This is a genomic window from Desulfosediminicola ganghwensis, from assembly GCF_005116675.2.
In the GTDB taxonomy this organism is placed as follows: Bacteria; Desulfobacterota; Desulfobulbia; order Desulfobulbales; family Desulfocapsaceae; genus Desulfopila; species Desulfopila ganghwensis.
This window is the reverse complement of record NZ_CP050699.1, coordinates 2,660,133-2,685,298: the sequence shown is the minus strand read 5'-3', so window position 1 is coordinate 2,685,298 and position 25,166 is coordinate 2,660,133. Positions and strand designations below refer to the sequence as shown.

Below are 25,166 nucleotides of genomic sequence, written 5' to 3'. Positions count from 1 at the left end.
ATAAATTCAGCAGCCGATGCAACGGAAACGATAGATGTTTCTCTACCCTGCAATCTACAATCTTATTCACCCGGAACTAAAAATAGTATCCCATCTTAACTAAAGCAGAGTAAGACTCCCAATCCGCCCCGTTGAATTTGCTTTTGTAAATTGTGCCATCGGCCGCATAGGTTGTTTTTGTCCCCGAATCAGTACTCATGTTGTAGTAATAGAATTGAAGTCCCAGATACCAGTTCATGGTAACGTCATATCGATATTCAGCATTGAGACTGACACCGCTGCCATCCGCATCATGCTCGAAGCTTGTCGGCTGCATCAAATCTTCTCTCAGGTTCCAGGTCGCGTCAGCCTCATAATCAAGCCAGCTATATTCAAACCCGACTATAAGACTGTGCTTTACAGCTGGTCTCCATTCCAGCTCTATTCCGATCCAGGGCCCGCTCCAGTCACTGTCGTAACTGCTGTCCAGCCCGTCAAACGGTCCTGGGGGCCAACTGATTCCATCCTCATCAATGTATAGCTCCTGATAGCCATTGGTCATTTCAAACTCCTGGGTGTGGAATGCGTAGCCAATCACCGGGATGAAGCGCCAATACGTCCCTGGTTCCTGAAGAGCTACATCAAAGCTATAGCCCAACCCGAAACTCCCATCAAAAACTGAACCGTCGTCTGTATCTGCATAGGAACGTGAATATTCCATTGTCCTGTTATCGCCCTCGTAATCCGAATCGCGACTGTCACCGGAATAAATTGTGCCAATTGAAGCATGTGCACGGAAATATATTTGGGTTTCAGTACACCAACGCACATCACCGGTCAGAACCATGCTCTCCACAGAATCCCACTCCAGCTCTGACAGAACGTTTGGAGTGCCCTCAAAACCAGCTATGGTAAAAGAAAGTTGGTCGTTTCGATACCCCAAACCAATGCTGACTTCAGGCAAAAAAACAGGTGCACTGTTTTCATCATTATCATTCGCGAATACCACCCGCTCCAGGGCCATTACAGTGATTACTGGCACCAGCATGTAGATTGCGAGCAGCACACGTCTTTCTGACCATTCTTTAATCATTTAATCCCCCCGGTTCTTGAGATGTTTTACAATAACTCTCCAGCAGTATTTAAAATGATATGACAAGCGATCGAACTGATTTGAGAGCGTGATATACCCGGGCTCAAAAAGAATCGTGAGCCATAAAAACTACAACCGTATCCCAGTCTCCCTGCCTCCCTGCATTTGGCGTAGCGAAAACTGATCCATTTCCATGCTATTACCGAATATTAGACAAGTACGTCTCTTATGCACCACTATCAACAGAATCAGAAAAGTCACCAATCCTTCATACCCGATAGCACCCGGCAGCTTCCCTTCACACCCGGCTTACAAAAGCTTGAAGCGTCGCCGTTTTAAAGACTGTCTGATACGGATCAAGGGCACCCTAAAATCAGAAGACAGGAATTTCCATAAAGGTAAACGAACTACTTTCTTTTTCCCCAGCTTCATAAGCAAGGAATCTATCCTTTCCTTTATTTTTTCCGCAGAGACAGTTTGAGGAGCCTTTCTGTCGCAACTGGGTTCCAGGGTGGTAGCGCAATGTAGCCCAATAATTACATTATTTTTTTTAAACAAGGCCGGAACTTCACGCTAAAGCAGCCGGAGGCCATGCACCTGACAGGGCAAGGCGACAATAGCATAGCGACCCGTTAAATTGCGTAATTTTGCCAACAATGAATTAACCGGGGTTACAACATATTTTGACTGCTGGCTCTGCCGTATCTCATCGTAACCTTTCGCGATATATAATTCCCCGCGGCATGGATTTTCGCGACTCATCCTGGTAACGATACAACCATCAATCGTTCCCTCTTTCTGCATGTTCCACAAGAGGGCGGATACTACGCCGCCACTGGCTCCACCGGTCCTGAGTTTTTCATCGGTCGCATAACCAATAGTCGACTGCAGAAAATGGCTGTCAAAATCTATAGTTGCTTCTTTATGGCCAAAGGTTATCTCAGACAGTTCTGCAAAATTTACACTGCCGCCCGCACAAACCTTGGCACAAAGTCCACATTGTACGCAATTGTCGAGATCGATTTCAGGATAGTTGTCCTTATCGAGGCTCAAAGCACCATTGGGACATACACCAACACAGGTTCCACAACGGGTACAAAGATCCTTTTCTGTAAAAGCTATATAGAGAGGGTGATTCGGTGGAAACCTGGCAGTTATTGTTCATTAAGTGATCTGCAACCTGTAGAGTTTGGGTGGCGGCCTTCGTTGATTTTCACTTTATTCACTGACAATTTGACATCCTACCACACATATAGAGCAGTCTCAATGTTACTCTTACAATTTGTTATACTCTTCCATGAGCTGCTTAGTTCAGGAAACGTGTCACCCACTGAGTGACGATACGTTTTCCTTGCTCCACTTTTCGCAACAGACCTATCAAGTTAAGTCATTGCCTCAAGATGACGATTCAACACTGTGACAAAATTGAATAAAAACGGACAAATACATTAATTTTACTAGTATTTTTACCCTTTTCTCGGCTACACTATGGCAAATCTGAACTTTTTTTATTTCACCGCAAGTTCGAGGACAACACTCAACAACAATTTATGGAAGGGACACGTTATGAAAAAAACACTCGTTTTGCTCTTGGGCTCAGTTTGTATGATTTTTTTTGTTACCACAGCAAGTGCAATGACATATGTCTGCACCAAAGATGGTAAAGAACGCCTCATCACGGTGGTATATGATATTCAGGGAAGCAATGTTCCCTGCGAAGTGACGTACCAGAAAGAGGATGAATCTCTCCAGGGTTTGTGGCGGGCACAGAATACCGAGGGCTACTGTGAAGGCAAGGCAGCAGAGTTTGCCCAAAAGCAGGAGAGTTGGGGATGGCAATGTGAAATGGTCGAGGATGTCCCTGCACCCGCTGCAGAAGACAATACAGCCCAGTAAGGCGACAATTACTTTCTCGGCATTACCAGGGGACAACGAACCCGGATTTCTCATCAGTACAGGCGGTGTCAGGTTCGTAGTTTTGGCAGGAAACTCCAGTTAACTCTAATTATTGCCAAAACAATGAAGAAGCTGGTACCGCATGGACTTACCTCCGGCGAACATTTTGCCAAAAAAACTACCGACGAAATATTTTTTTCGGCCTTTCAATTGCTTAGTTTGAATAGTTTTTTGACAAAATGTTCGTGAAAAATCGGGCTAAGCCGCCCCTGAGCAGTCATTCCTTCAGGGCGGCTTTATATAATTAAGCTTCACAGGACACATGCAGGACGGCAAGAAGCGCACCCGTCTGTTAGAAAAGAATCCTCCCAAAGGGGGATATTATGAACTCGAATAAAAGCTTCTTCAACACCAATAGTCTGATAGCCAGGCAGTGGGCTTGACGGTCTTATACCATTTCTTGTACCAGGGAACGGGTATTCCCCATTCACCGGCTATGGCCTCAGGCGGATTGGGATTACCGTGAAAAACAATGATCTTGGCGCCGTCTGGAATGTGTGTGGGCGTAACAAAACTGTTCAGGATGCCTCCGGGCATACAGTGATCTTTAAAACTTCGACACCATTCTTCCGGGAACCAGTCAAAATTCCCTGCGCCTAAGGCTTGAGTGAGATAAACCTGCTCAGTTTCATAGTTTTGATAAACGTCCGCCTGATTGCTGACCCACTGTGCAAGCAACTCCGGGTATTGTCCCATTTCATAGCAGATTACCGAACCCTGCCCTATATTTCGCCCCGGCTGGGACCAGTTCTCCGGCATGGCAAGTCTATCTGAGTAGCTGAAAAAGCTGTCAATGTTGTCAATTATGACCACATCAAGGTCAAGCATCAAGATCTTGCCTTTGATATCCTGATATTCCTTACCAAACAGAGCCAGCTTTCGCCAACACTGACATTTTTTCTGATATTCGGCTGGTGGTTCTTTGAAGTCCGGCAGCGGCAGTACTTCCACGCCATCGACTATTCCATCCGACATCTCTGTAAAGCAGATAAAACGGAAAGGCAGGGTAATATTTCGTTTCACCATATTGTAGAGGTTATTGACATACTCTACTCCGAACTTGTCCCCCCATTTCATACAAATGACATTAACCGGTTCCACGAAACCTCCATAAAGGTTGCAATGCCTTTTAATTTGAGATGAATTTGACGAAATCGTTCTCTTCATCAACGATGAAGGACCATCCACCAAAGCTACCCAATTAACAGATCCATTTCAACCAATTATTGGTCATCGCGGCCACCTTTCACAAAGCTGAATATCAGCTTATAATATTGGGGATTATTGATGAGAAAAGAGAGTGCCATTGAGCGCATATCAGTTGGTTTTCCTAACCCTTTTACGGATTTTCCCTACTCCCAGCTGTATCACAAGTGCCACACTGCCAACCAGGACACCAATGACCAGATTTGCGAAAAATCCCGGCACAGCCTGCAGGTAATGATGTATCAACTCTACATTGTGGGTGAACATGCCGCCCCCCACCAACAGCATCGCCACTGTGCCTATCACAGCGAGTGCACGAATAATGCGTGGCAGTGAAACAACGAGCAGTGACCCTGTTGAGGATATCATTTTTTTCAACATTCCCTTCATGGCAGCGGCACGTTTGATGAGGTAAAAACCAACATCATCCATCCGAACCAGCAAAGCAACAATCCCATACACGCCAACTGTTGCCAGTAAGGCGATAAAACTCACCACGAATATCTGAAGTACAATCGACTGGTCCATCACCGTCCCCAGAGCGATCATGATGATCTCGATGGAGAGAATGAAGTCAGTTCGAACCGCCGAACTGATTTTTGCTTTTTCAATTTCCAGTAATTTCGCCTTGTCTTCAACCTGTTCCGCGGCTGGCTTGTGACTTTCATCTTGCCTATGAAAAATGTAATGATAAACCTTTTCCATACCTTCGTAGCTCAGATAAATGCCACCTAAAAGCAGGATAGGAACAATAAGCCAGGAGGCATATGCACTGAGTAAAAACGCCAGCGGCAAGATCACCAGTTTGTTAATAATTGAGCCACGGGTAATGGCCCAGATCACCGGCAACTCCCGTGACGCTTTAAACCCCGTTGCTTTTTCAGCATTTACCGCGAGATCATCGCCAAGTATCCCTGCCGTTTTTTTGGCAGCTACTTTGCTCATCACCGCCGCATCATCGAGCAGCAGCGCTATATCATCCAGTATTGCAAAAATTCCACCTGTCATTCCAGTCTCATTGCGTAATTTTAAGCCAACTGCTCAACAGTTTTCAGACTATGCCCAAACTGCATCACAAGGTATTGATTTTATATCATTTTCATACTCAGCTTGCCACTATTCCACGTGTAAAACAACAAAAATCCCATAACGGTGCAGTCTCTCTGCCAAGCTGATTTCTGCCAATGTGATTGCATTGCTCCCTTCCTCGCTTTTTTCATCAACCCGGACATTCATCCAATTTAAACGTAACGTGATACTCCCCATAGTAAGTGAGGAAGAAGGTTTCAGCATCACATCACTCAGATGCCTTAATGCATCTTTCGGGTAACTTAAATCCTCAAGTCGTTTTTCTAACTCAGCCTCAACTTTTGCCTTGGATGTTTTTGCCTTTTCAAGCTCCTCCAACATTTCAGGGTCGGGAGTTGCGAATCGGGAGTGCAGGTTGCTTCTCCCATTCAGGATCTGGATGAAGCCAGCCAGATAGTCCCGTTTCTGTCTGAGGTCAGATATTTCTGCGCGAAGGTTGGTTATGTTTTCCATGGCGACAGTTGCCAGCACTTCAAGACCGCGATGCACCATTCCCGCCCGAGCCTGGTCGAGGTCCGGTGATGGTGAAACGATTCTATGACCTGAAAAATTTACAGTATGCTGAACCACGTCCCGCTGAATTAGCTCACCATGCTTTTCATGGCCAAACACCGTTTTTTCCTCTTTATCCATGGTGAGCAGTCCTATTGCATCCCCCCGGAAACCGCTTCTTCTGAGAACCTCTACATCGGGGCTGTTTTTAAGCAGCACCTCCACATCTTCAGCCTTGGCAAAAAGAGCACGAATCTCGGGTTCACTGCTATAGCTTTGCTTACTCAATCTGACAGGGCCCGGTATTTTCCCTATTATCTCTGCACAGTATGAGGACGCTTCCTGCACCGGTTGCCGTAACAGCCGTTGATAATGGCCAGCCCTCCGTATAGATGGATCAGCAATGTCGACGATCTCTTCAATGGTTGTTTCGAGACTCTCCCGTTCTTCTCGTTTTTTCTGGAAACCTTGTAGCAACCTGTTCAGTGGGTTCATTTCGTCACCTCCCAGCCAGCGCCTACAGAAAACAGCATTACCTCTACACTAACTACGAAAGATCGCCTTTATGCCAACCCGGCTTTCTCAGCAGTTCAGGCGGCGTAATCTTCGATGAGCATTCTGCTCGAAAAAGTCCAAGGTCAACATTACAATAATGTCCTAAAATCAGATGCTTTTTCTCCATTTCGACAAAATACTCATGCGAAATTCGCGCTATGGGAAGCTTAAATGAGCACACTGCCTGTAAACTGGACAGGCAGTGAATCAGAGGAGGATTGCAATCGTAACCGTACTATTCATACTTATACAAGCTATGCAATAAATCGAGCTCGGCCTTGGATCTGTAACCTGTAGTAATTGAATGCACAGCCCCCTTGATGGCAAAAATCGTCATGTAAAGATGAGTTAGAAAAACAGATATCAAGAACGCGCCGAGAACGTTGTGAATAAGCGTGTAGATGCGAACCGTATCAAGGCTTGCCCCGAATGACCAGATTATATACCCGGTATACGCCATTACCACGCCACCGACAGTGGAACCCCAGAACCACATCTTCTGGCCTGCATTGAACTTCCCTGCCGGGACCGGTTTCTTGTCCTTGCTCAGGTACCCACCCATGATAATTACCCATTTCAGGTCATGCAGTGCCGGCATCATATCCTTTATCCAGACAGCAAACATCATTGGGGCAGTAACTGTGAAAATAATCGCCGCCCCAATATGAAAATAACGGCAAATGCGAATAAAGAAGCCTCCTCCCAGAAAGCTTCCGAAAATTATGAGCAAACCGGTAATAGTCAGAATACTGAAAGTAACCGCAGCCACCATATGAATCTTACGGCACAGGGGAGGAAAGATCAGCACTTTCGGCTCATGGGGAAATTCCATCGGCCCAACCAGCAGGTAGTGCCCCAGAAACGCCAGGGGAACCAAGGTGATTACCGCAAAAAACACATAGCGCAGAATATCGAGTATGACATTGGTAAACAAGGCCCCGTACTGCTGCCAGTCCCCGGCAATATATTTCATCAGTTCCCTGAAATAATCTGCTGATGAGCCTGGAAACAGAACCGCCAGGGGATTAGCGCCGGAAATTTTCGTTCCCAGGACAAAACTGATCATTAGAACACCCACGACCAGGGTCGATATTGAAATGGCGCGTCGCATAAGAGACTCCCTCCATTCATTCAGCCGGGTTCCATCTCACATCCAGAGCCCGGCACCAAATATCTTTCCACGCCAGGTTACAAAGTATTACGTTCTGCTGTTCTCAATTATTTTCTTTTATAGGCCCTGTCCCAGCCCCAGGCATTTGCACCGGAACCGCGTTTGAAGACACGTTCCCGATACACATCCGCAACGATATCAGCGTCTCCTGCCAACAGGGCCATGGTCGCGCACATGGCAGAGCAGAGTGGCGGCTTACCTTCGGCAATGCGGTTCTGCCCGTAGAGTTTTTCTTCTTTCTTGCTGAAGGTCTCTTCAGGCCCGCCGGCACAAAAGGTGCACTTGTCCATAGCTCCCCGGGCACCGAACACTGCACCTTCAGGAAACTGCGGGGCACCAAAAGGACAGGCCATGAAGCAGTATCCGCAACCAATGCACGTTGGTTTGCTTACCAGTACAATTCCGTCTTCACGTTCGTAGATGGCGTCCACCGGACACACAGCGATGCAAGGCGCATCAGCTCAATGCATGCAGGAGACCGAAATTGATTTCTCACCAGGTTTCCCCGAATCCAGGGTAATTACCCGGCGCCTGTTGATGCCAACCGGAATATGGTGCCCTTCCTTGCAGGCCACAACACAGCCGCCGCAATCTATACAGCGATCGACGTCACATAAGAACTTCATTGTTGCCATTGTTCTTCCTCCAATGTTTACCCAGGCCAGCTGCACCTATGCTTTGGTAACATTACAAAGCCCATCCTTTGTGGACTGAATCTGGGTTATGATGTCGTACCCATAGCCAACAACCAGATTCGCCGGTTCACCAATGATAATTGGTTCATTCCCTTCCGGATATTTATCCAGCAGCGACTCACCCATAAAGAGGCCACCAAAGTGAAACGGCATAAAGATGGTATTTTCGTCGACCCGCTCGGTATACAGGGCTTTTACCTTGATCCTGCTGCCTTCATATGACTCGATCCACATCATCTTGCCATCGCGTATGCCGAGATTACCGGCCAGCCGTGGATGGATTTCAGCATACATTTCCGGCTGCAGTTCCGAGAGATATTTGTTCGAGCGGCTCTCTGCACCTGCCCCCATATGCTCAACCACACGCCCCGTGGTCAACACATATGGAAATTTCTCGACAATCTCAGGTTTCTGCTCACTGGCATAGCGGGTATCTATCCTGAAATGATTTGGCTTATCCTCATAGGTTGGATACTTTTTGATCAGGTCAGGTCGTGGCGAATGCAGCGGCTCACGATGGATAGGTACCTGATCCGGGAAATCCCAGACCACACAGCGGGCGCGGGCATTGCCGAATGGCGCCATGCCCCTCCTGATCGCTTCCTTGATGGTCTTCTGGGAAATATCAGTCTTCCAGTTGGTGCCCGCTACCACTTCTGAGAACTCAGGATAGCCGCCTCTCACTTCACAACCCGGGTTAAAGACGCCGGCCGCGGCAAGCTGATTTTCGGTTCGGCCGCTTGAATCATACGTCTTCTCCAGGCCGAAACGATTTCTAAATGGTAACCCGCCTCGTGCTACGGGTTTACTGATATCATAGAGAATAGGTGTACCGGGATGCTCCTCGGTCCAGCAGGGCCACGGCAGGCCATAGTATTCCCCGTCACAGGGACCGCCAATGGCCTCCAGGGTATCGATATCGAAGCTATGCCAATTCTCAGAGTGTTTTTTCAGCCGTTCCGGAGTCTGGCCGTTATAACCAATGGTCAGGGCCCCCTTGTTCAGCTCTCTGGTGACATCTTCCGGAATCTCTTTGATGTTTTTGTAAAATTCATCTGCAAAACCGAGGCGCTCCACCAGACCAGCCATGATCGTATAATCATCGCGACAGTTATGGACAGGATCGACCACTTTATTGCGCCACTGGAGCTGCCGGGAGGTCGAGGTTACACTGCCGCTGGTCTCATACTGGGAGGCAGCCGGCAGCAGATAGACGTTATCCTTTTCACCAAGCACCGCCCCCATGGTGGGAAAGAGGTCAACGATGACCAGGAGTTCCAGGGTATCATATGCCTTCTTGACCCTGGCATATTGTGAGTTTGAGTTTGAGCCGCACCCCCACTGCAAAAGTGCCTTTATGGGAGTGTCCTGATGAATCTTGTCCCCATCGGCTAAAACACCGTCATACCACCTTGAGAGTGTGAACCCCCTTTTGTTCATCCACTCTTTGGCGGGGAATTTAGAAACGATGTAATCATAATCGACATCCCACACCCTGCACCAGTGCTGCCATGAAGTATCACTGAGACCGTAATACGCCGGCAGATTATCCGGGAGCACACACATATCCGTTGCGCCCTGCACATTGTCATGGCCACGGAAAATGTTCGTACCACCGCCAGATTTACCCATGTTACCCAGTATCAACTGCAGTATAGAAAATGAACGGGTCATGGATGATCCGATCGAGTGCTGAGTCCCACCCAGACACCAGGTCAGACTACCCGGCCTGTTGCGGGCAAGGAGCCGCGCCACCCGTGTTACTTCTTCTGCCGGAACACCTGTAATATCCTCCACCACCTCCGGAGTATAATGCGCTGCGACCTCCTTCATCTCCTCGTAGCCTGCGACTCTGGTGCGTATAAATTCCTTGTCCTCCCAGCCATTAGCGATAATAACATTGACCAACCCCATTATCAGGGCTGTATCGGTACCCGGACGAATGCGGAGATAGTCGGTAGCCTTGGCTGCCAGCTTGGTGCGGCGTGGATCAACCACGATAACAGGGGCATTATTTCTTTCTTTGGCATACAGAATATGCTGCATTGCAATGGGATGAGCTTCAGCGGCATTTGAACCAACAAACAAGAGACATTTCGCATGCCGCATGTCGTTCAGGCTGTTGGTCATTGCTCCATAACCCCAGGTATTGGCGACACCTGCCACCGTTGTGGAGTGTCATATTCGAGCCTGGTGGTCAATGTTATTAGAACCCCAGAAAGCGGCAAATTTTCTCTGCAGATACGCCATCTCGTTGGAAACCTTGGCCGATCCGTTAAAATGTAAGGCATCAGGACCGTCTTTCTCACGAATATCGAGGAGCTTGCTGCTGATCTCATCAAGAGCTTCATCCCATGAAAGGGTTTTCCACTTACCGTTCACCCTTTTCATAGGATTCTTCAGCCTCTTGTCGCCGTTGACCATCTCGATAGCCCCTGCCCCCTTACAACAGTGAGCCCCCCTGGAAATGGGGTGATCCCGGGCAATCTCCTGACGGACCCATACACCGTTATGTACTTCGGCGGTAACACCACAGCCTACAGCACAATAACTGCAGATTGTCCGTACTTTCTTCGAGCCCTCGTATGGGGAGTTAGCGGCAGATTCGGCAGAGGCCGGCCGGATCAACTTGCTGGTGAGAGCGGCACCACTCAGTGCCGCAGTTGCAGCTGACAATTTCAGAAACGAGCGTCTGGCCAGTTTCGGGTTCAGCGTTACACGTTTTCCTGGGCTGCCTGGGCTGACGGAAGAGCTGTCTGCCCGAGCGACTTTCCTGGTCAATTTTCTAACCATTGTCAATGTCTCCCTGGCTGATAATTTCTGTCAACAAATGGACTTTAAAGTAAACAATCAGGAATAGAGTTTTTTGTAATATTCCCTGAACTCTTCAGTCTCCCTGTAAAGTATTTCCGGATGCTTGCCGGGGCCTTCTGCACCTCCTTCACCCGGATAGTTTTGTGCTTTAGACTTTCCACCCGTTGCGGCCAGAGCAGTAGCAGCAACGGTTCCCGCCAGAGCATGTTTCAGAAATGACCGCCGTTCCTTTTTGACTTCGTTCATTATTTCCTCCTGCAAGACTGGTCTGAAACGGTATGAAACACTGCCAATATCTGCGATCAGGCAGTGCAGGAAATCAGTTGAAAGTTATAGGAGTACATTTGCGGTGAGCTTAGCTCAATGGTAGCAGACAAGTATAAGATCAACAAGAAACAACAGACTTTCAAATGCAGTGTTACCTTTGTGTTTATAGGCTCTCCAGCCATGCATCCTCTTTGCGGCACCGATAATTCCGCACCAGGAATCCAAAACCCCTTTCCAGACATCGCAGAGTATTCGATATCATCTGGAAAATTTCATAATCTGCCTTGACCTGTCTTTAACGTGACACAGATTGAAATCGCCTATTGAGCATCCTTGGCCTATGTGAACTGCTCAAAACCACCTTCAATGCTACATTATCAGCGAAAAGAGGCTCAACGGCGTGAAGCCACATAAAAGCTTATCAGATGCAACACCTGATGAGCCCATACTACTTTCGACAAAGGGAAACCGGCTGAATCCGCTCCCGGTGAGGAGAGGGGGAAGAGCACCGGAACGAAGGGCTGCAAACTTAAAAGCAGCACGTGGTGGTCCTAAAGGCGGAACCACTTCTTGCAAAACTCATTTGACATGGAGATGCCGGGTATACGATAACGATTAGAGAACTACGCTCTCTTACTCTTTCATTTCAACCTGCCACTATTCTCTTTTAAGCTACTCAAGCTCACACAATTTGGAGAAATCATGATTTCGTTACAGGTCAATGGTACGCTCCAGCAAGTAGAAGCAGACCCGAAAACCCCGCTTCTATAGGTGTTCCGCGACACTCTTGGTATCACCAGCGTGAAATATACCTGTGGGATAGCTCTCTGTGGAGTTTGTACCGTGCTTTTAGATGGTGAAGCCATACGGTCCTGCTCAATCACCCTGGAAGACGCAAAAGACAGTGAGATTATCACAATCGAGGGACTCGCGGATGAGCACCCTGTCAAACTCGCCTGGCTGGAAAAGCAGGTGCCGCAATGCGGTTACTGTCAGCCTGGTATCATGCTGCAGACTGTCGATTTTCTCTCCCGGCAGCCCAGCCCCACTGACCAGCAGATCAATGAACAGATGGATGATGTCTACTGCCGGTGTGGGTCTCATCCGAGGATAAAAGAAGCCATTCATATGGCAGCTGACTTGAGCAAAAAACAAGGAGGCTGATTATGACCAGCAAACTCACTCGACGTGCATTTTTAAAGAAAAGCAGTCTGGTAATTGCAGCCTCGGCTCTTCCCGGAGACTGTCTGCTGCTCCGGGTCAGCCCAGCCATGGCCAGGGAAATATCGCATTTCACACCCCACGCCTTCGTTGAAATCGCCACCGACGATACAGTCACGGTCTGGATAGGCCAGACCAACCTCGGCCAAGGCACTCATACCGGTATATCCTTGATAATAGCAGAAGAGCTTGATGCTGACTGGCAAAAGGTCCAGCCCAAAATGGCACTTGCCGGAGAAGACTTCAAAGATCCGTACTGGGGCATGCAGGTAACCGGTGGCAGCACCGGTATTCGTCATCGCTGGGATATGTTTAGAAAGGCAGGGGCTGGTGCCAGACAGATGTTGCTTGAAGCTGCCGCAAAGAAGTGGGATATAGCTCCGGCAAAACTTTCCACCAGGGAAAGTACAGTTATTCACCCTGACGGGCACACCATCAGCTATGGGCAGCTGATTGATGCTGCTCAAACACTTCCCTTCCCTGAAAAACCTGCCCTGAAGGCCCCTGAAGACTACCGTCTCATCGGCTCCGATAAAGAGCGATTTGATATCCCTGATAAAGTCGCTGGCAAAACGAAATTCGGGATCTACCAGTTTCAACCGGATATGTGTATCGCCTGTGTTTCTCGCCCCCCACGATTTGGCGCAGAACCGGAATCTTATGACGAGGAGGTGGCCAACTCGGTGACCGGAGTAATCAAGGTGGTGCGATTCGCAAACAGAGTCGGAGTCTGCGCCGAAAATACCTGGGCTGCCATGCTGAGCCGTGAAAAGTTGAATATTCAATGGACACCAGGCACAATGCCCGATCTTGATTCCGGGACCATCAAAAGGAGCCTTCAAGAGGGCCTTACCAAACAAGGCGCAGTGGCCGAAGAAACAGGGGATGCCGCCAAAGCAATGACTGAGGCCGACGTCACTGTCGACGGAGATTACACTTTTCCATACCTTGCCCACGCAGCTCTTGAGCCTATCAACTGTACCGCCCATGTGGAAAAGGACCGCTGCCGGGTATGGGTTCCCACCCAGGGGCAGACTATGGCCCAGATGATGGCAGCAAAAATCACCGGGCTCCCGGATAACAAAGTTGAAATTATGACAACTCCAGCAGGTGACGGTTTCGGACTACGCAGCGAACCAGATCCGGTTGAAGATAGTGTTACCCTCTCCAAAATAGTCGGTCACCCTGTCAAAGTGATGTGGACAAGAGAAGATGATTTCACCAATGACTATTTTCGCCCAGGCGCAGCCACCACGATCAAAGCCGGTCTGGATAAAGAGGGAATGTCCATCGCCTGGATCCAGAAAGTTGTCGCACCGTCATTAATGAGCCGCTTCGCACCCCAGTCTGTAAAAAACGGCGTTGACTCAACCGCTGTACAGGGGATTCCAGACATGGTCTACAAATTGCCAAACCGGCATGTGGAATATGTCATGACTGACCTGCTCATCCCGGTCGGTTTCTGGCGCTCGGTTGGCTACTCCTACACCACCTTCAGTGTCGAGACAATGATGGATGAACTTGCCGCCAAGGCAAACAAAGATCCGGTGGAGTTTCGTCTCAGCCTGATGGAAAAAGATTCAAGACCTTACCGCGTGCTACAGCTTCTTGCTGACAAATCCGGCTGGGCTGACACTGTGCCAGTCGGCAGGAGTCGGGGTGTCGCCATCGCAGAATGTTTTGGCTCATCTTCAGGCTGTATGGCGGAGGTCTCTGTTGATGAGGACAGTGGCGGGATCACGGTACACAAGCTGGTTGCGGTTATCGACTGTGGGCTTGCAGTATTTCCCAATGCTATCAAAGCTCAGATGAAAGGCGGAGCAATCATGGCCCTCAGCGCAGCTTTCCATGAAGAGGTCGAATTTTCAGGTGGAGGCGTAATTACCTCCAACTATGATGACTATCCGATCCTGACCATGGCTGAGGTACCGGAGATTGAGGTGCATATTGTCCAACGTGTTCACCCCGTCGGCGGCACCGGTGAACTGCCCGTACCTCCCCTGGCTCCGGCCGTTGCCAATGCAGTCTTCAAAGCTACAGGCGTAATGCTCCGGGATCTAACATTTAAAACCGACTTACTCAAAAAAACGTAACAGTATTTCCAAGGCAATAGGACCTATGACAAACCATAAATCCGGAGCACTTATTCTTGCCGCAGGTCTTTCTACCCGAATGAAGGGATTCAAACCCCTTCTACGGGTGGGAGACAAACGGTTGATCGAACATGCCATCACTCTATTTGAAAATCTGGATATCCCCAGCGTTACCGTGGTCGGTAATCGGAGCCAGGAGCTTACGCCTATTATTGCCCAAACCTCCTCTCGCCCTGTTTATAATGATAATTTTCAGGATGGCATGTTCTCTTCAATCCAGTGCGGAGTCAAAGAGCCTAAAGATTGTGGCGCATTTTTTTTGTTGCCGGTCGATATTCCTCTGGTTCATCCAGCAACTCTTAAAAAGCTGCTACATGCCAGAGATAATGATGCCTCCCGTCTCATCTACTACCCACAGTTCCTCGGCAGGAGAGGACATCCTCCACTTATCTCAGCGAAGCTCATACCCGAGATTCTCAACTATGATGGTCAAGATGGCATGCGTGGCCTGCTGCGAAGATATACAGATAAAGCCCTTGCGGTGCCTGTGGAAGATCAGTTTATAACAATTGATGCAGACACCAGAGAAGACGTATTGCATCTGCGTAAACCGTTTCTGCAGACTTTTTTAAAAAAAATGACTTCAATGTAATTCTTCACCATTACCTTCCTCCTGGATTTACCCGATTATAGTAAAAAATGATTGTTCCGGCAAACGAGTACGCAGATCTGTGAAAATGGTCGAGTCGTAATTTTAAATCGTGGCAAGCAACACTTGCACCAACAACTAAAATAATGTTAATCAATTGACTTCATTGGTTTTTTACACAACCAATTATTACTCTATGCAGCTTGCATAGCGTGTTGCACCGTTGCAATTTCAGATGGTTCAGCCTATGACCTGGGGGGGTTAGAGATACTATGCTGAAATCAATCAAGGTTGTTGTGGCAGCATTATTTATCGCCTTTATTCTTGTACCGTTGGGCAAAAGCAGCAACGATACGGACAGTGCCACCACAATACCTCTACTGTTTTTTGCTATTCCATTCATTCTGGTATACGCAAAAGAACAATCTGTATCCACACCGTCCGGTTATTATTTTTTCACTCTTATTGAGCTAGCGGGATTGACTATTTTCATCAGTTATCTATGTCAGTTATTATTTGAACCTCATCTCTACCCTATTATTTTCGGCCTTCTGGTTCTCGTACTTTCTGCGTTATATATCATAATCCTTCTACTGGAAATCTATCAGATGGTCACCGCTTCTCAACCACCTTCAACTTACAGAAAAGATGAGCGGATTAGTTGAGCAGTGCAAAAAAATCATAGGTTACCTCTGGGGGAAGAAGGGAGAACTCCAGGATATGGATGCACGGGACGCGCTCCTCGCCAAAGTAGTGCTCGATATACACAGAAAGCGTACCCAATCCGATTTCGTCATGGTACCACTCTTTTCCCTATTGCCGATCCATCCAATCAACAGGGAAAATGCCCTGATTGCAACCCAGGCCAGAATTGATATCCTTACACAGCACCGGGATGAATTAACAGAAATCAAATTGCTTCCCAGGGATATTCTCAACCGCTACATCCCATCAGTTTCCGGTATTAAGACCGTCCGGATTTCTACGGGCTGTCACATTGCATTTGAGGGAAACGGCCGCCTCTATGCCCTGCAGAATGTGTTCAACCCCGGAGATGGTCTTGAGGTTGAAGTAGAACAGTATCAATTTGACAACAGCAACACCATATGTCGCCGAATAGAGAGAGTCCGAAGAACGCATGGTCTGGAAAAATAAAATGCCCGGAATTCTCTACTACCAGCACCAACGATGCCAAAAGCCTGATGTGAAATCGAAAAACCATTTTTACCATGGATAAAACGTACCCGAAGAAAGAAATACTCTACATCTTACCTTGCCGTGGTCCATCGAACGCAGGCAGGCTTACCGTTGCTGCAACCCAGGAATTGGTTCTCGAAAAAGAGGGACGCTGGCTCAACACTGAGCACATTGCGCTCTGCCAAAAGACAGAGGCAAACGGTCCTGAAATGCCACCAACCATAATTGTAGATGGCTGCGAACGTAGATGTGGAGCAAGGTACGCTGAACAGACCGGTCTCCAGACTGATTTCCATCTGGTCCTCTCAGATCTGGGAATCGATGATAACGATCTACAGGAAAACTTTGCCGAAGCGCTTATCCTGGCAAAGGATGGTATCGTGGCAGAGGCCACTTTAGTCACCATGACAATTCCCATGATTCCTGGTTGTTGCTGTTAGTGCTTTTTATGCTGTCCCTGCTCAATTAAACTCTCTTCATCTTTCGCTGCGTCACTCCTACCGACCATCCTGACAGTCCCTGGCCAAAGTAGCCATATCAGACCTAACAAAACGAATTCACAACGAAATATTAAGATATTTGACCTGCACAGCCTGCTTTATATTTACAAGTTCCCATTCCCCTGCTATTTCAAGCGTGCCATAAAATCACATAAAAAATTTGATTAATTTAGCTATATTATAACTTCTACAGTACATCATCCCAGGCAGATGGAGATACGATGGTAACTCATATGCCCCCCCTCTCTCAATAGTACCAGTTCAGAAATCATCCCTAATGAAAACCACATCTCTTTGAAGATTTTTGGCTTTTTCAAGTGCTATACTGCTAAGTTCAGCATCGTTTACCGTCGCGGGCAAACATGAGAACAAAACTAAGGAATCTCTCACCCGCTTTTACCAGCAATTCGACAAACAGCTTGGTCAATCAAGGTACACGCAGCCATGAGGCCAGATCAACCGCTGCGCCAGAAAATTGCAAAACGCGATGAACAGACAACTGGCAATTGACATTATCCCTCACACTTCCCAACTCACCTCAATGCCCCAGACACTCAGCGAAAAAATGGAGGGAGAACTCATCCCGGTGTTGGTTTTTGAAGATGTGACACCCATTGAGAAAAGGCACGGTTACCGCCTGAACAACGTGCAAAAAATCCTGGTCGATCTCTACACCGAGATCAAGAAATACAGCTATGACGTCAACGTAAACCGGGCTGCCAAGAGATTGAACAATGCTGTCATCAACCTCGAACAAAACATTGCCTATTACGATCTGAGTCACTATCTAGTGATACTTGACACGCTCATGGGAGAGGCGGTGAATAACCTTGAAAAGAGCGAAACAGCACGCCAGGAAACCATGAAAGTGGCGAGATCTGGAACGGTTTCGTAGGCAGTTCTATCTCTCTGAGGCTCACCTCGCTCAATGGCATAATGGCATGAGCTTCGCAACTCCAGCGAAATGAAGCCGATTTCAGATGAATGGAGGCAGGAATTTCATGACGCGCCCGGTGTACTGTAAGCCCTGGACGCTATCCTGCTGGCATATGACAAGCTGGAAACAACTGCCGAAAAGCAGCATTTAGCGGAAAAACATGAATACCTGAATAACATCAAGCCCGCACCATACCAGACAAGTAGATCGTGGAATCAGGAGAACCATTCACTTACCGGTGAACCCCAGAAGCAGGAAGCAATTTTCACAGCAGGAGTACAAAATGCTGAAGGTGTTTGCCACGTACTGAAAATCACCGTCTCCCCTATCCACACCGGCGGCGGCAACTGGAGCAAGGCTTCGGTAGATGGCTTTTACAGGGAGAATCCCGTTCTGTGTGATCGCCTTTAGTTGAAATTAATTCAGGGAGGTTATGATAATATCTTTTCATGCAGCCTCCCTGATTTCTCCCGTCTGAGTTTCAATGCTGATTACAATTGCCCAACCCTCACCGGTTCTTTATATTCAAAGAGTTCATTCCCCACCTGAACTGATGATCAGGCAAGGCTCAAACTCAACTTTTCGTCACTTTGATACGCTGATAGCTGAAAGATACTCATGACCAATCCAGATACTGGCCCGCTTCGCTTTCTTCAACGCACCTTCATCGGTTGCGCACTTGCACTACTATTTACAATTGGTGCTTGCACTTCTCAAGTACAGGACATTCAGTTTGAGACACGTTCTCTTCATTCTCTGCCAGCGCAGATTGAAATGAAAAGTACCGCCTCCGATGTTATTTTTGAAGTTTTCTCCAAATCCGGAATCGGCAGAGCTTCAATCACTAAAGCTTACGGGAGCTGGCCCGCCAAAACAATCATCCACCTCCGCCTCAACAACCTCGAAGACTTCACATTTACGGCTGCAGACAGGATTTTTCAGATAGACGAGTTGGAAATCAGGAGCGGCATTGACCAGAACGGGAAGTATTTTGATGTCTGCCTGGCAAGAAAAGCATTCAGCGACGCGGATAGCATATTCTTTAGCTGGGTGGATTATTACAGGTAAACCTATGTGTTGGAGGGCATGCCGCGCGAAAAGGTGCTACAGCGCAGAACGCACAACGCACCACAACCATTTCTTACCCTGAAAAATTATGCCCCACTTCAGGATAGGAAAACCCGAAATGAGGCAACCGATATCTCCTGCACCCTGCTCTCGTTGCAGCCCTGACACAACCCGCTTTGAGCGTTGGGCTATTTTATACATCGAACATTTATTTTGACAGGCGCTCGCTGATCCTCTTATAAGCCTCTTTTAATTCATTACCGACAACTTTGGCCTTATCGAGATATTCTTCCGAGGTCTCCGCTGCCTCGTCTGTGACATTTGCTGCCTTGCTTTTCAGCTGCTGCCACTTCTTTTCTGCCTCATCAAACTCCTCACGCACCTCCATAGAGCCGAGGTGAAGTTTGAGTTTCAAGTTGTCTCTTTCTGTTTTTAGACGCTCAAATAGTTTTTCAAAATCAGATGATACAGCCATAATCCACCTCCCGTTTGAGTTCAAACCATGATAGCAGTCATGCCTATCACTCAATTATACCACGACGCATATCCTAAGATGAAGAGAACCAGGTCACGCCAGGAAATACAAAAAAAACTGAAACAGTATTCTTACCGGCCCATGAGCGGCACTTAACGTTTTTATTTCTTTATTTTAGTGTTTAAAAAATCGAAATTCGCCTGAGCTTCCAGAAAAGTGCAAAAGTTTCGTTTAACTTTAGGCAGCTTATAGTAGACGCCCAGAAAATCTTTGTTCGTCTGCTTGGCCAGTGTCGATGGGTCGAAATAGGGTTTTGCATTGTCAACCGTCAGCACAAAAGGTGGAAGACCGTTTCGAACCAGGATGTGACTCATAAGTAATGCCCCCGTCCTATGATTCCCTTCAAGGAAGAGCTGTGGCTGACTGATAAGCATTACATAGACTCCCGCCGCCTGAATCCAGGGGGAGTCATCCTTATGCTTTTTTGCCCATTTTTTGATAAGCCCGATACTGCATTTATCCTGATTATAAAAACGCTCGGTGGTTACTTTGATATGATGTCCGAAATCCTTTCTCTGTTTGGGATCCGGACCACAGAGAACAATGTGATTGAGTTCCAGCAGATGATTCAATTCGTGTTTGTTCAGCAAACTCGAACCTTTTGTCAGGTGCTTATCCAGATATATGTACCCGGCCAGCATGTTCTCAAGGATAACATCCTCCAGCACCTCACGGCGCATCAGAAGAGTATCATTAATTTTGGCAAAATTTTCCTGAACGTTTCGCAGAGACCATTCTATCTCTTCGAGATTAAGTCGAAACTTATCTTTTGGCATCGTTATTCACTGAGTTCCGCACCACTTTTTTCGATATGAAACACGACCAATAGAATGGTGGTGAAATTTGCACAAAACAATTGCAATTGCAATCTCATATCATCGTCCTCCCTACCATTAGGAGAATTCACCGTGGAGGTACTCTTTGGTTAACTCTTCTTTCGGATCTTCAAACAGCTCCATGGTGGGCCGCATCTCCACCAGGTAACCGGTTCGGCCTCCATGGGAAATATCCACCGCGAAAAAGGCTGTTTGATCGGCAACACGCTGGGCCTGCTGCATGTTGTGGGTCACGATAGCAACCGTAAAACGCTTTTTCAAATCATGCATCAACTCCTCGATCTGTCTGGTGGCAATCGGATCAAGTGCGGAGCATGGCTCATCCATGAGCAGAACCTGCGGTTCGGTGGCAATTGCCCGGGCAATGCAGAGACGCTGCTGCTGGCCACCGGATAAGGCAAGGCCATTGCTTTTGAGTTTATTTTTCACCTCATCCCACAACGCAGCACCCTTGAGAGCTTTTGCCACCTGCTCATCCATATCTCCTTTGAATCTGCTAAGACGCAGACCAAAAGCTACATTTTCATAAATGGACATGGCAAACGGGTTCGGCTGCTGGAATACCATACCGATATTCCTGCGAACAGAAACCGGATCAACCTTTTTGTCGTAGATATTCACGCCGTGAAACTGCACCTTGCCGTGGAACTGGAAGCCCGGAATAAGGTCGTTCATGCGGTTGATACTCTTGAGCACCGTGCTCTTGCCACAACCTGACGGGCCGATAAAACCCGTCACCTGATTTTTGCGAATCGGTACGTGGCTGTTGCGCACAGCAAGAAAATCACCGTAAAATATTTTTTCAGCCTGGCAATCGAGCACTATGTTGCCTGAAAGCTCTGGAGCATCACCAGTATTTGTGGTCTGTTTTTGATTCATAATTCAACGATTTCTTTTTCTGCGGATTGAATTCTCTATTTAATTCTTGTACGCCGGCCAATGGCACGGCTGATCATATTCAATACAAAAACAAGCAGCACCAACACCAGCGATGCTGCCCAGGCAAGCTCGATCTGATTTTCGAACGGCATACCCGAGTAATTGTAAATGAGTACCGCGAGGGACGCTGTCGGCTCATTGGCCCGTAGCCAGTAATCACTGAAAAGCGCTGTGAAAAGCAGCGGTGCGGTTTCACCTGCAGCTCGTGCCACGGCAAGTACCACACCAGTAATAATACTTGGCAGGGCCACCGGCAAAATAACCTTGGTCATCGATTGAGCCTGGGTACATCCCATGCCGAATGCTGCCTCTCTCATCGGATTCGGCACCATCTTGATCGCCTCTTCAGTAGTCAGCATCACGACTGGAATCATCAGCAGTGACAGCGCAATACCACCAGCCCAGGCAGAGTATGAACCCATGACGAGAACAACGGCCGCATAGGCAAAAACACCGGCCAGGATCGATGGCAGACCGGTCATGGTCTTGGCGCAGAATCTCGCCACCTTGGCGACCGTGCTGTGCGAACCCAGTTCAGCCAGGAATATTGCCGCCAGAACACCGAACGGCATGCTGATCAGAGCACCGACACCAACCATAAACAGGGTGCCCAGGATGGCATTGCCAAAACCGCCGCCCAGATCAAAAGCCGTTGGTGGCAACGAGTAGAACACCTCTAAATTCAGCCTCTTGCCGCCCTTGTAAAGCAGCATCACCAGTACCGAGAACAGCGGCACAATCGCTATCAGCGCACAAATTACGGTAATGGTACTGAGCACGATGGACTTCAGAGCACGCGGTTCAAAGGGCTGACGTTCAAGGTTGGGTAAGATGTCCTGCTTTTTCATGTCACTCATTTCCTACCTCCCGGCCCCATGAAAGAGATCAGGGCCGCACCGGCAATATTCACCAGCAGGGTAATCAGCAGCAGCACGCAGGCGGCATACATGAGAACCGCGGCCTCGTGCGGTCCGGCTTCGGGAAAGTTCAAGGCCAGCAATGCAGCTAGAGTGTTGGCAGGTGCAAATACAGAGAGGCTGATCTGGTTTGAGTTACCAACCAGCATAGCCAGCGCCATGGTCTCCCCAAGTGCGCGACCGAAGCCAAGCACCAGGGCACCGAAGATACCGCCGGAGGCGGTGGGCAACATCACGCGCAGTATTGCCTCCCAGCGCGTGGTCCCCATACCGAAAGCTGCTTCTTTGGTCTTGAGCGGGACCGACCTGAGCGCATCCTGCGATATGGCGGCAACAGTCGGTAAAATCATGATGGAAAGTACTATCGCCGCCGGGAACATGCCCGGTCCACTCAAGCTGGTTGAGAAAAACGGAACCCAGCCGAATGTGCTGTGCAGAACTTCTGCCACAGGCCTGGCAATTGGAATCAGGACATAAATGCCCCATAGGCCGTAAACAACACTCGGAATCGCTGCAAGTAACTCAATCAGGTTTTTCAGGACCAGTTCCACGCTTTTCGGCAAAAAATCCTGGGTGACAAAAATTGCAATGCTCACCCCGAAGAATCCACCGAAAATAAGGGCAAGAAACGAACTGTAGAGAGTTCCCCATATTTCCGGCAGAATGCCGAATTGGCCGGCATTCACATCCCAGGTGGTAGTGGTGAGAAATTTAAAGCCATATTGGCTGATCGCCGGCAATGCCTGTCCACCGATTTTAAAGACGATGTATCCAAGCAAAAAAATGGTTGCCCAGGTAAATGCCAGGGTCATCCATCGAAATGATGTATCAAATAATATGTCTCCCTTTGACGGTGGTCGCGACAAAGAGCCCGCTTCAGCGGTATTCGGGTCTGTGTGGTGGGGCATTTCTCTTAAACTCCACGAGGCGGGTTTGCCCGCCTCAGGTGGTACACTGACAAGTATCCAGGAAAATATTTACTGGATATTTTTAGAAGCTTCGCGGACACGCTCAACTACGTTTGCCGGCAACTCGATATAGCCTGCTCTGTCAGATACTTTCTGGCCTTCGTCGAGGCAGTATTCTACCATCCTGCGAAGAGCATCTGCTTTTTTCGGATCATCGTATTTCTTGTGGAAAACCATCCAGGTGTAGGTAACTATTGGATACGAGTCCTTGCCGGCAGGATCGGAAGCCCATACGATCATGTCTTCCGGGATTTCAACACTGGCCAGGGCTTTCATACCACCCTCTTTACCAGCCTTCACATACTCACCCTCTTTGTTCTGAAGCACCGCCATGGCGAGCCGGGCCATACGTGCAAACCCCATCTCAATGTACCCGATGGCACCCGGGGTCTGCTTAATGGTCGCAGTAACACCGTCATTTTTCGGTGAACGGACCAATTTAACATCATTTGGCCAATTTATTGCTTTACCAGTACCCGGCCCATTGCTGAATTCTTCGTTAATGGTGCTCAGATGCTTGGTAAAAACGTACGTAGTACCAGAGCTGTCAGCGCGTGTTACCACGGTGATGTCAAGATCCGGCAGAGTAACTCCCGGGTTTGCTTCAGCGATCTTAGGGTCGTTCCACTTTTTTATCTGGCCAAGGAAAATCGCAGGATACACTTCACGGGGAAGCTTGAGTTCCGCAACACCCTGCAGGTTGTAAGCAAGCACAACCTCACCTGCAGTCATGGGCAGAAGCTGTACACCGCCTTCAACCGCAGCAATCTCTTCTTCTGACATAGCGGCGTCACTTGCCGCAAAATCGACAACACCGTTCTGGAAATCACGGATACCTGCACCAGAGCCTTTGGACTGATAGTTCACCTGAATATCGGAATTCGCTCTGCTGAACTGCTGAAACCAGATTGAGTACAAAGGCGCGGGGAAACTGGCCCCTGAACCTACGAGGCGGGTATTGGCAAGTGCTGATTGAACTGTGGACACGCTAAGCAGGCAAAAAGTTGCAATTGCGCACAACAATATTTTCTTCATTATAGCTGTTCTCCTTGTTTACGAATGTGTTCGAGATAGATCACTCTGTCGACGAGATGAATATACGTTCGTTAGTAAAAAAACAAGTAACCCCGGCTTCCGCAAACAACAGCGCTGACGCACCCGATCACGACAGCTTGAAATCATATTTTTTATAACTATCTCAAGGCATTAACTAACCCACATACCACTCCACTACAAGCGTCATATCGTTACATTTGTTACAATTTCATTAAGACACTTTTCCTCACCAGAAGGGATAGTTACCAACACGTGCATCGTAGCCAGTCTCCAATTATGAGTTTTTCGTTAAATTTGCCGCCAGAACAAGTTCTTCACTCATCAAATAAAATATCGGGACAAATTATTTTTCCTTGCCCCAGTTACAACTGGTGCACCATTCAACGCCCGGAGCCCCCTTCACAATCACTTTTTTCACAGAAAATCATTTACTTATATGGTCTTATCCTGGTCAGAACAAATGAAAATCGTCCACCGCAACCATGGTACCCATCCGACCACCGCCAGACAGACTCACCTTCCCCCCTGCCCTCATCGGTAAACTGGATAGTAACAAGCTCGCTTATATAGCCCCCGTGTTCCACATACGTTCCCTGAACAAACGCTTCAAGCGGCTGCTCCGGCCGGATCACCCCGGTATAGGGCTTCTGTTGAACATTATCCATGATGGTTATATCGGGCCCTTGCTGGATTATTGTCAGCTTATAATCGCCTGGTTCCGCCTTCCCCAAACCTTCGCACATGTTGATCGACTCTCTAATAGTTCCCAGCCACTGCCCGGCGTAATCATTAGCGAATCCAGACATAGGCAGACAAAATGTAAGCCACAGCAAAAGAAAAAATGTACGACCTTTCTTCATCCCAGCCACCCTTTACGGTCTGTAGATACACACGGAGCAAGGAGCAGGCGCCTGTCGTGATCAAAACTGAATT

25 protein-coding genes and 1 pseudogene are annotated in these 25,166 nt (G+C 48.1%); 10 read left to right on the top strand and 16 right to left on the bottom strand.

The window, feature by feature from the left end; translation table 11 throughout:
- Window positions 1–76: 76 nt before the first annotated feature.
- Together FCL45_RS11415 and FCL45_RS24560 are read right to left on the bottom strand one after the other, a co-directional pair.
- Complete coding sequence (locus tag FCL45_RS11415) at window positions 77–1,072, bottom strand: hypothetical protein (RefSeq protein WP_136796835.1); 996 nt, start codon at window positions 1,070–1,072, stop codon at window positions 77–79.
- A gap of 573 nt (window positions 1,073–1,645) precedes the next feature.
- Window positions 1,646–2,194: a coenzyme F420 hydrogenase/dehydrogenase beta subunit N-terminal domain-containing protein gene (locus tag FCL45_RS24560; RefSeq protein WP_228721501.1), complete on the bottom strand. Its 549-nt coding sequence runs from the start codon at window positions 2,192–2,194 to the stop codon at window positions 1,646–1,648.
- Window positions 2,195–2,707: 513 nt separating this feature from the next.
- Here FCL45_RS24560 and FCL45_RS11405 point away from each other — a divergent pair.
- The gene (locus FCL45_RS11405; protein WP_136796837.1) at window positions 2,708–2,968 is read left to right on the top strand and encodes a hypothetical protein; all 261 of its coding nucleotides are present in this window, start codon (window positions 2,708–2,710) and stop codon (window positions 2,966–2,968) included.
- 405 nt (window positions 2,969–3,373) lie between these two features.
- On the opposite strand, the gene FCL45_RS11400 is transcribed toward FCL45_RS11405, so the two are convergent.
- The 7 genes and pseudogenes from FCL45_RS11400 to FCL45_RS11370 all read right to left on the bottom strand — a co-directional run bounded on the left by FCL45_RS11400 (window position 3,374) and on the right by FCL45_RS11370 (window position 11,296).
- A complete protein-coding gene (locus tag FCL45_RS11400) occupies window positions 3,374–4,129 on the bottom strand; it encodes a glycosyltransferase (protein ID WP_136796838.1) in 756 nt (251 codons plus the stop codon).
- 216 nt (window positions 4,130–4,345) lie between these two features.
- Complete coding sequence (locus FCL45_RS11395) at window positions 4,346–5,242, bottom strand: DUF808 domain-containing protein (protein ID WP_136796839.1); 897 nt, start codon at window positions 5,240–5,242, stop codon at window positions 4,346–4,348.
- A gap of 108 nt (window positions 5,243–5,350) precedes the next feature.
- The gene (locus tag FCL45_RS11390; protein ID WP_136796840.1) at window positions 5,351–6,310 is read right to left on the bottom strand and encodes a hypothetical protein; all 960 of its coding nucleotides are present in this window, start codon (window positions 6,308–6,310) and stop codon (window positions 5,351–5,353) included.
- Between the two features lie 295 nt (window positions 6,311–6,605).
- Window positions 6,606–7,481 (bottom strand): formate dehydrogenase subunit gamma, encoded by an 876-nt coding sequence (locus FCL45_RS11385; RefSeq protein ID WP_136796841.1) that lies wholly within the window; start codon window positions 7,479–7,481, stop codon window positions 6,606–6,608.
- Between the two features lie 107 nt (window positions 7,482–7,588).
- Window positions 7,589–8,176 (bottom strand): annotated as a pseudogene (gene fdh3B, locus FCL45_RS11380) (formate dehydrogenase FDH3 subunit beta).
- 36 nt (window positions 8,177–8,212) lie between these two features.
- The gene (locus FCL45_RS24880) at window positions 8,213–11,029 is read right to left on the bottom strand and encodes a formate dehydrogenase subunit alpha (RefSeq protein WP_136796842.1); all 2,817 of its coding nucleotides are present in this window, start codon (window positions 11,027–11,029) and stop codon (window positions 8,213–8,215) included.
- Between the two features lie 57 nt (window positions 11,030–11,086).
- Entirely contained in the window at window positions 11,087–11,296 is a 210-nt protein-coding gene (locus tag FCL45_RS11370) for a twin-arginine translocation signal domain-containing protein (RefSeq protein WP_136796843.1), read from the bottom strand.
- A gap of 864 nt (window positions 11,297–12,160) precedes the next feature.
- Between FCL45_RS11370 and FCL45_RS11365 the strand changes: the two genes are divergently transcribed.
- The 9 genes from FCL45_RS11365 (at window position 12,161) to FCL45_RS11325 (ending at window position 19,147) form a co-directional block, all read left to right on the top strand.
- Window positions 12,161–12,481: a (2Fe-2S)-binding protein gene (locus FCL45_RS11365; protein WP_217907720.1), complete on the top strand. Its 321-nt coding sequence runs from the start codon at window positions 12,161–12,163 to the stop codon at window positions 12,479–12,481.
- A 2-nt stretch (window positions 12,482–12,483) separates the two neighbouring features.
- The gene (locus tag FCL45_RS11360; RefSeq protein ID WP_136796844.1) at window positions 12,484–14,631 is read left to right on the top strand and encodes a xanthine dehydrogenase family protein molybdopterin-binding subunit; all 2,148 of its coding nucleotides are present in this window, start codon (window positions 12,484–12,486) and stop codon (window positions 14,629–14,631) included.
- Between the two features lie 25 nt (window positions 14,632–14,656).
- A complete protein-coding gene (locus FCL45_RS11355; RefSeq protein ID WP_136796845.1) occupies window positions 14,657–15,283 on the top strand; it encodes a nucleotidyltransferase family protein in 627 nt (208 codons plus the stop codon).
- A gap of 269 nt (window positions 15,284–15,552) precedes the next feature.
- On the top strand, window positions 15,553–15,945 hold the full coding sequence (locus FCL45_RS11350) for a hypothetical protein (protein ID WP_136796846.1): 393 nt from the start codon (window positions 15,553–15,555) through the stop codon (window positions 15,943–15,945).
- Entirely contained in the window at window positions 15,929–16,435 is a 507-nt protein-coding gene (locus tag FCL45_RS11345) for a hypothetical protein (protein WP_136796847.1), read from the top strand. Before FCL45_RS11350 ends, FCL45_RS11345 begins: the two co-directional genes overlap by 17 nt.
- Before the next feature lie 74 nt (window positions 16,436–16,509).
- Entirely contained in the window at window positions 16,510–16,917 is a 408-nt protein-coding gene (locus FCL45_RS11340; protein ID WP_136796848.1) for a putative zinc-binding protein, read from the top strand.
- Window positions 16,918–17,464: 547 nt separating this feature from the next.
- Entirely contained in the window at window positions 17,465–17,872 is a 408-nt protein-coding gene (locus FCL45_RS11335) for a hypothetical protein (protein ID WP_136796849.1), read from the top strand.
- An 816-nt stretch (window positions 17,873–18,688) separates the two neighbouring features.
- On the top strand, window positions 18,689–18,982 hold the full coding sequence (locus FCL45_RS11330) for a hypothetical protein (protein ID WP_136796850.1): 294 nt from the start codon (window positions 18,689–18,691) through the stop codon (window positions 18,980–18,982).
- An 18-nt stretch (window positions 18,983–19,000) separates the two neighbouring features.
- Entirely contained in the window at window positions 19,001–19,147 is a 147-nt protein-coding gene (locus FCL45_RS11325; protein WP_153305543.1) for a hypothetical protein, read from the top strand.
- 43 nt (window positions 19,148–19,190) lie between these two features.
- On the opposite strand, the gene FCL45_RS11320 is transcribed toward FCL45_RS11325, so the two are convergent.
- The 7 genes from FCL45_RS11320 to FCL45_RS11290 form a co-directional block, all read right to left on the bottom strand.
- Entirely contained in the window at window positions 19,191–19,457 is a 267-nt protein-coding gene (locus tag FCL45_RS11320) for a hypothetical protein (protein WP_136796851.1), read from the bottom strand.
- Between the two features lie 161 nt (window positions 19,458–19,618).
- Window positions 19,619–20,293: a hypothetical protein gene (locus FCL45_RS11315; RefSeq protein WP_136796852.1), complete on the bottom strand. Its 675-nt coding sequence runs from the start codon at window positions 20,291–20,293 to the stop codon at window positions 19,619–19,621.
- A 117-nt stretch (window positions 20,294–20,410) separates the two neighbouring features.
- Entirely contained in the window at window positions 20,411–21,232 is an 822-nt protein-coding gene (gene pstB, locus FCL45_RS11310; protein ID WP_136796853.1) for a phosphate ABC transporter ATP-binding protein PstB, read from the bottom strand.
- A 35-nt stretch (window positions 21,233–21,267) separates the two neighbouring features.
- Window positions 21,268–22,149 (bottom strand): phosphate ABC transporter permease PstA, encoded by an 882-nt coding sequence (pstA, locus tag FCL45_RS11305; RefSeq protein ID WP_136796854.1) that lies wholly within the window; start codon window positions 22,147–22,149, stop codon window positions 21,268–21,270.
- Window positions 22,146–23,117: a phosphate ABC transporter permease subunit PstC gene (pstC, locus tag FCL45_RS11300; RefSeq protein WP_136796855.1), complete on the bottom strand. Its 972-nt coding sequence runs from the start codon at window positions 23,115–23,117 to the stop codon at window positions 22,146–22,148. Before pstC ends, pstA begins: the two co-directional genes overlap by 4 nt.
- Window positions 23,118–23,186: 69 nt before the next feature.
- The gene (pstS, locus tag FCL45_RS11295) at window positions 23,187–24,212 is read right to left on the bottom strand and encodes a phosphate ABC transporter substrate-binding protein PstS (RefSeq protein WP_136796856.1); all 1,026 of its coding nucleotides are present in this window, start codon (window positions 24,210–24,212) and stop codon (window positions 23,187–23,189) included.
- A 449-nt stretch (window positions 24,213–24,661) separates the two neighbouring features.
- Window positions 24,662–25,093 carry a hypothetical protein gene (locus tag FCL45_RS11290; RefSeq protein WP_136796857.1) on the bottom strand — a complete coding sequence of 144 codons (432 nt, stop codon included), beginning with the start codon at window positions 25,091–25,093 and terminating at the stop codon, window positions 24,662–24,664.
- Window positions 25,094–25,166: the final 73 nt, after the last annotated feature.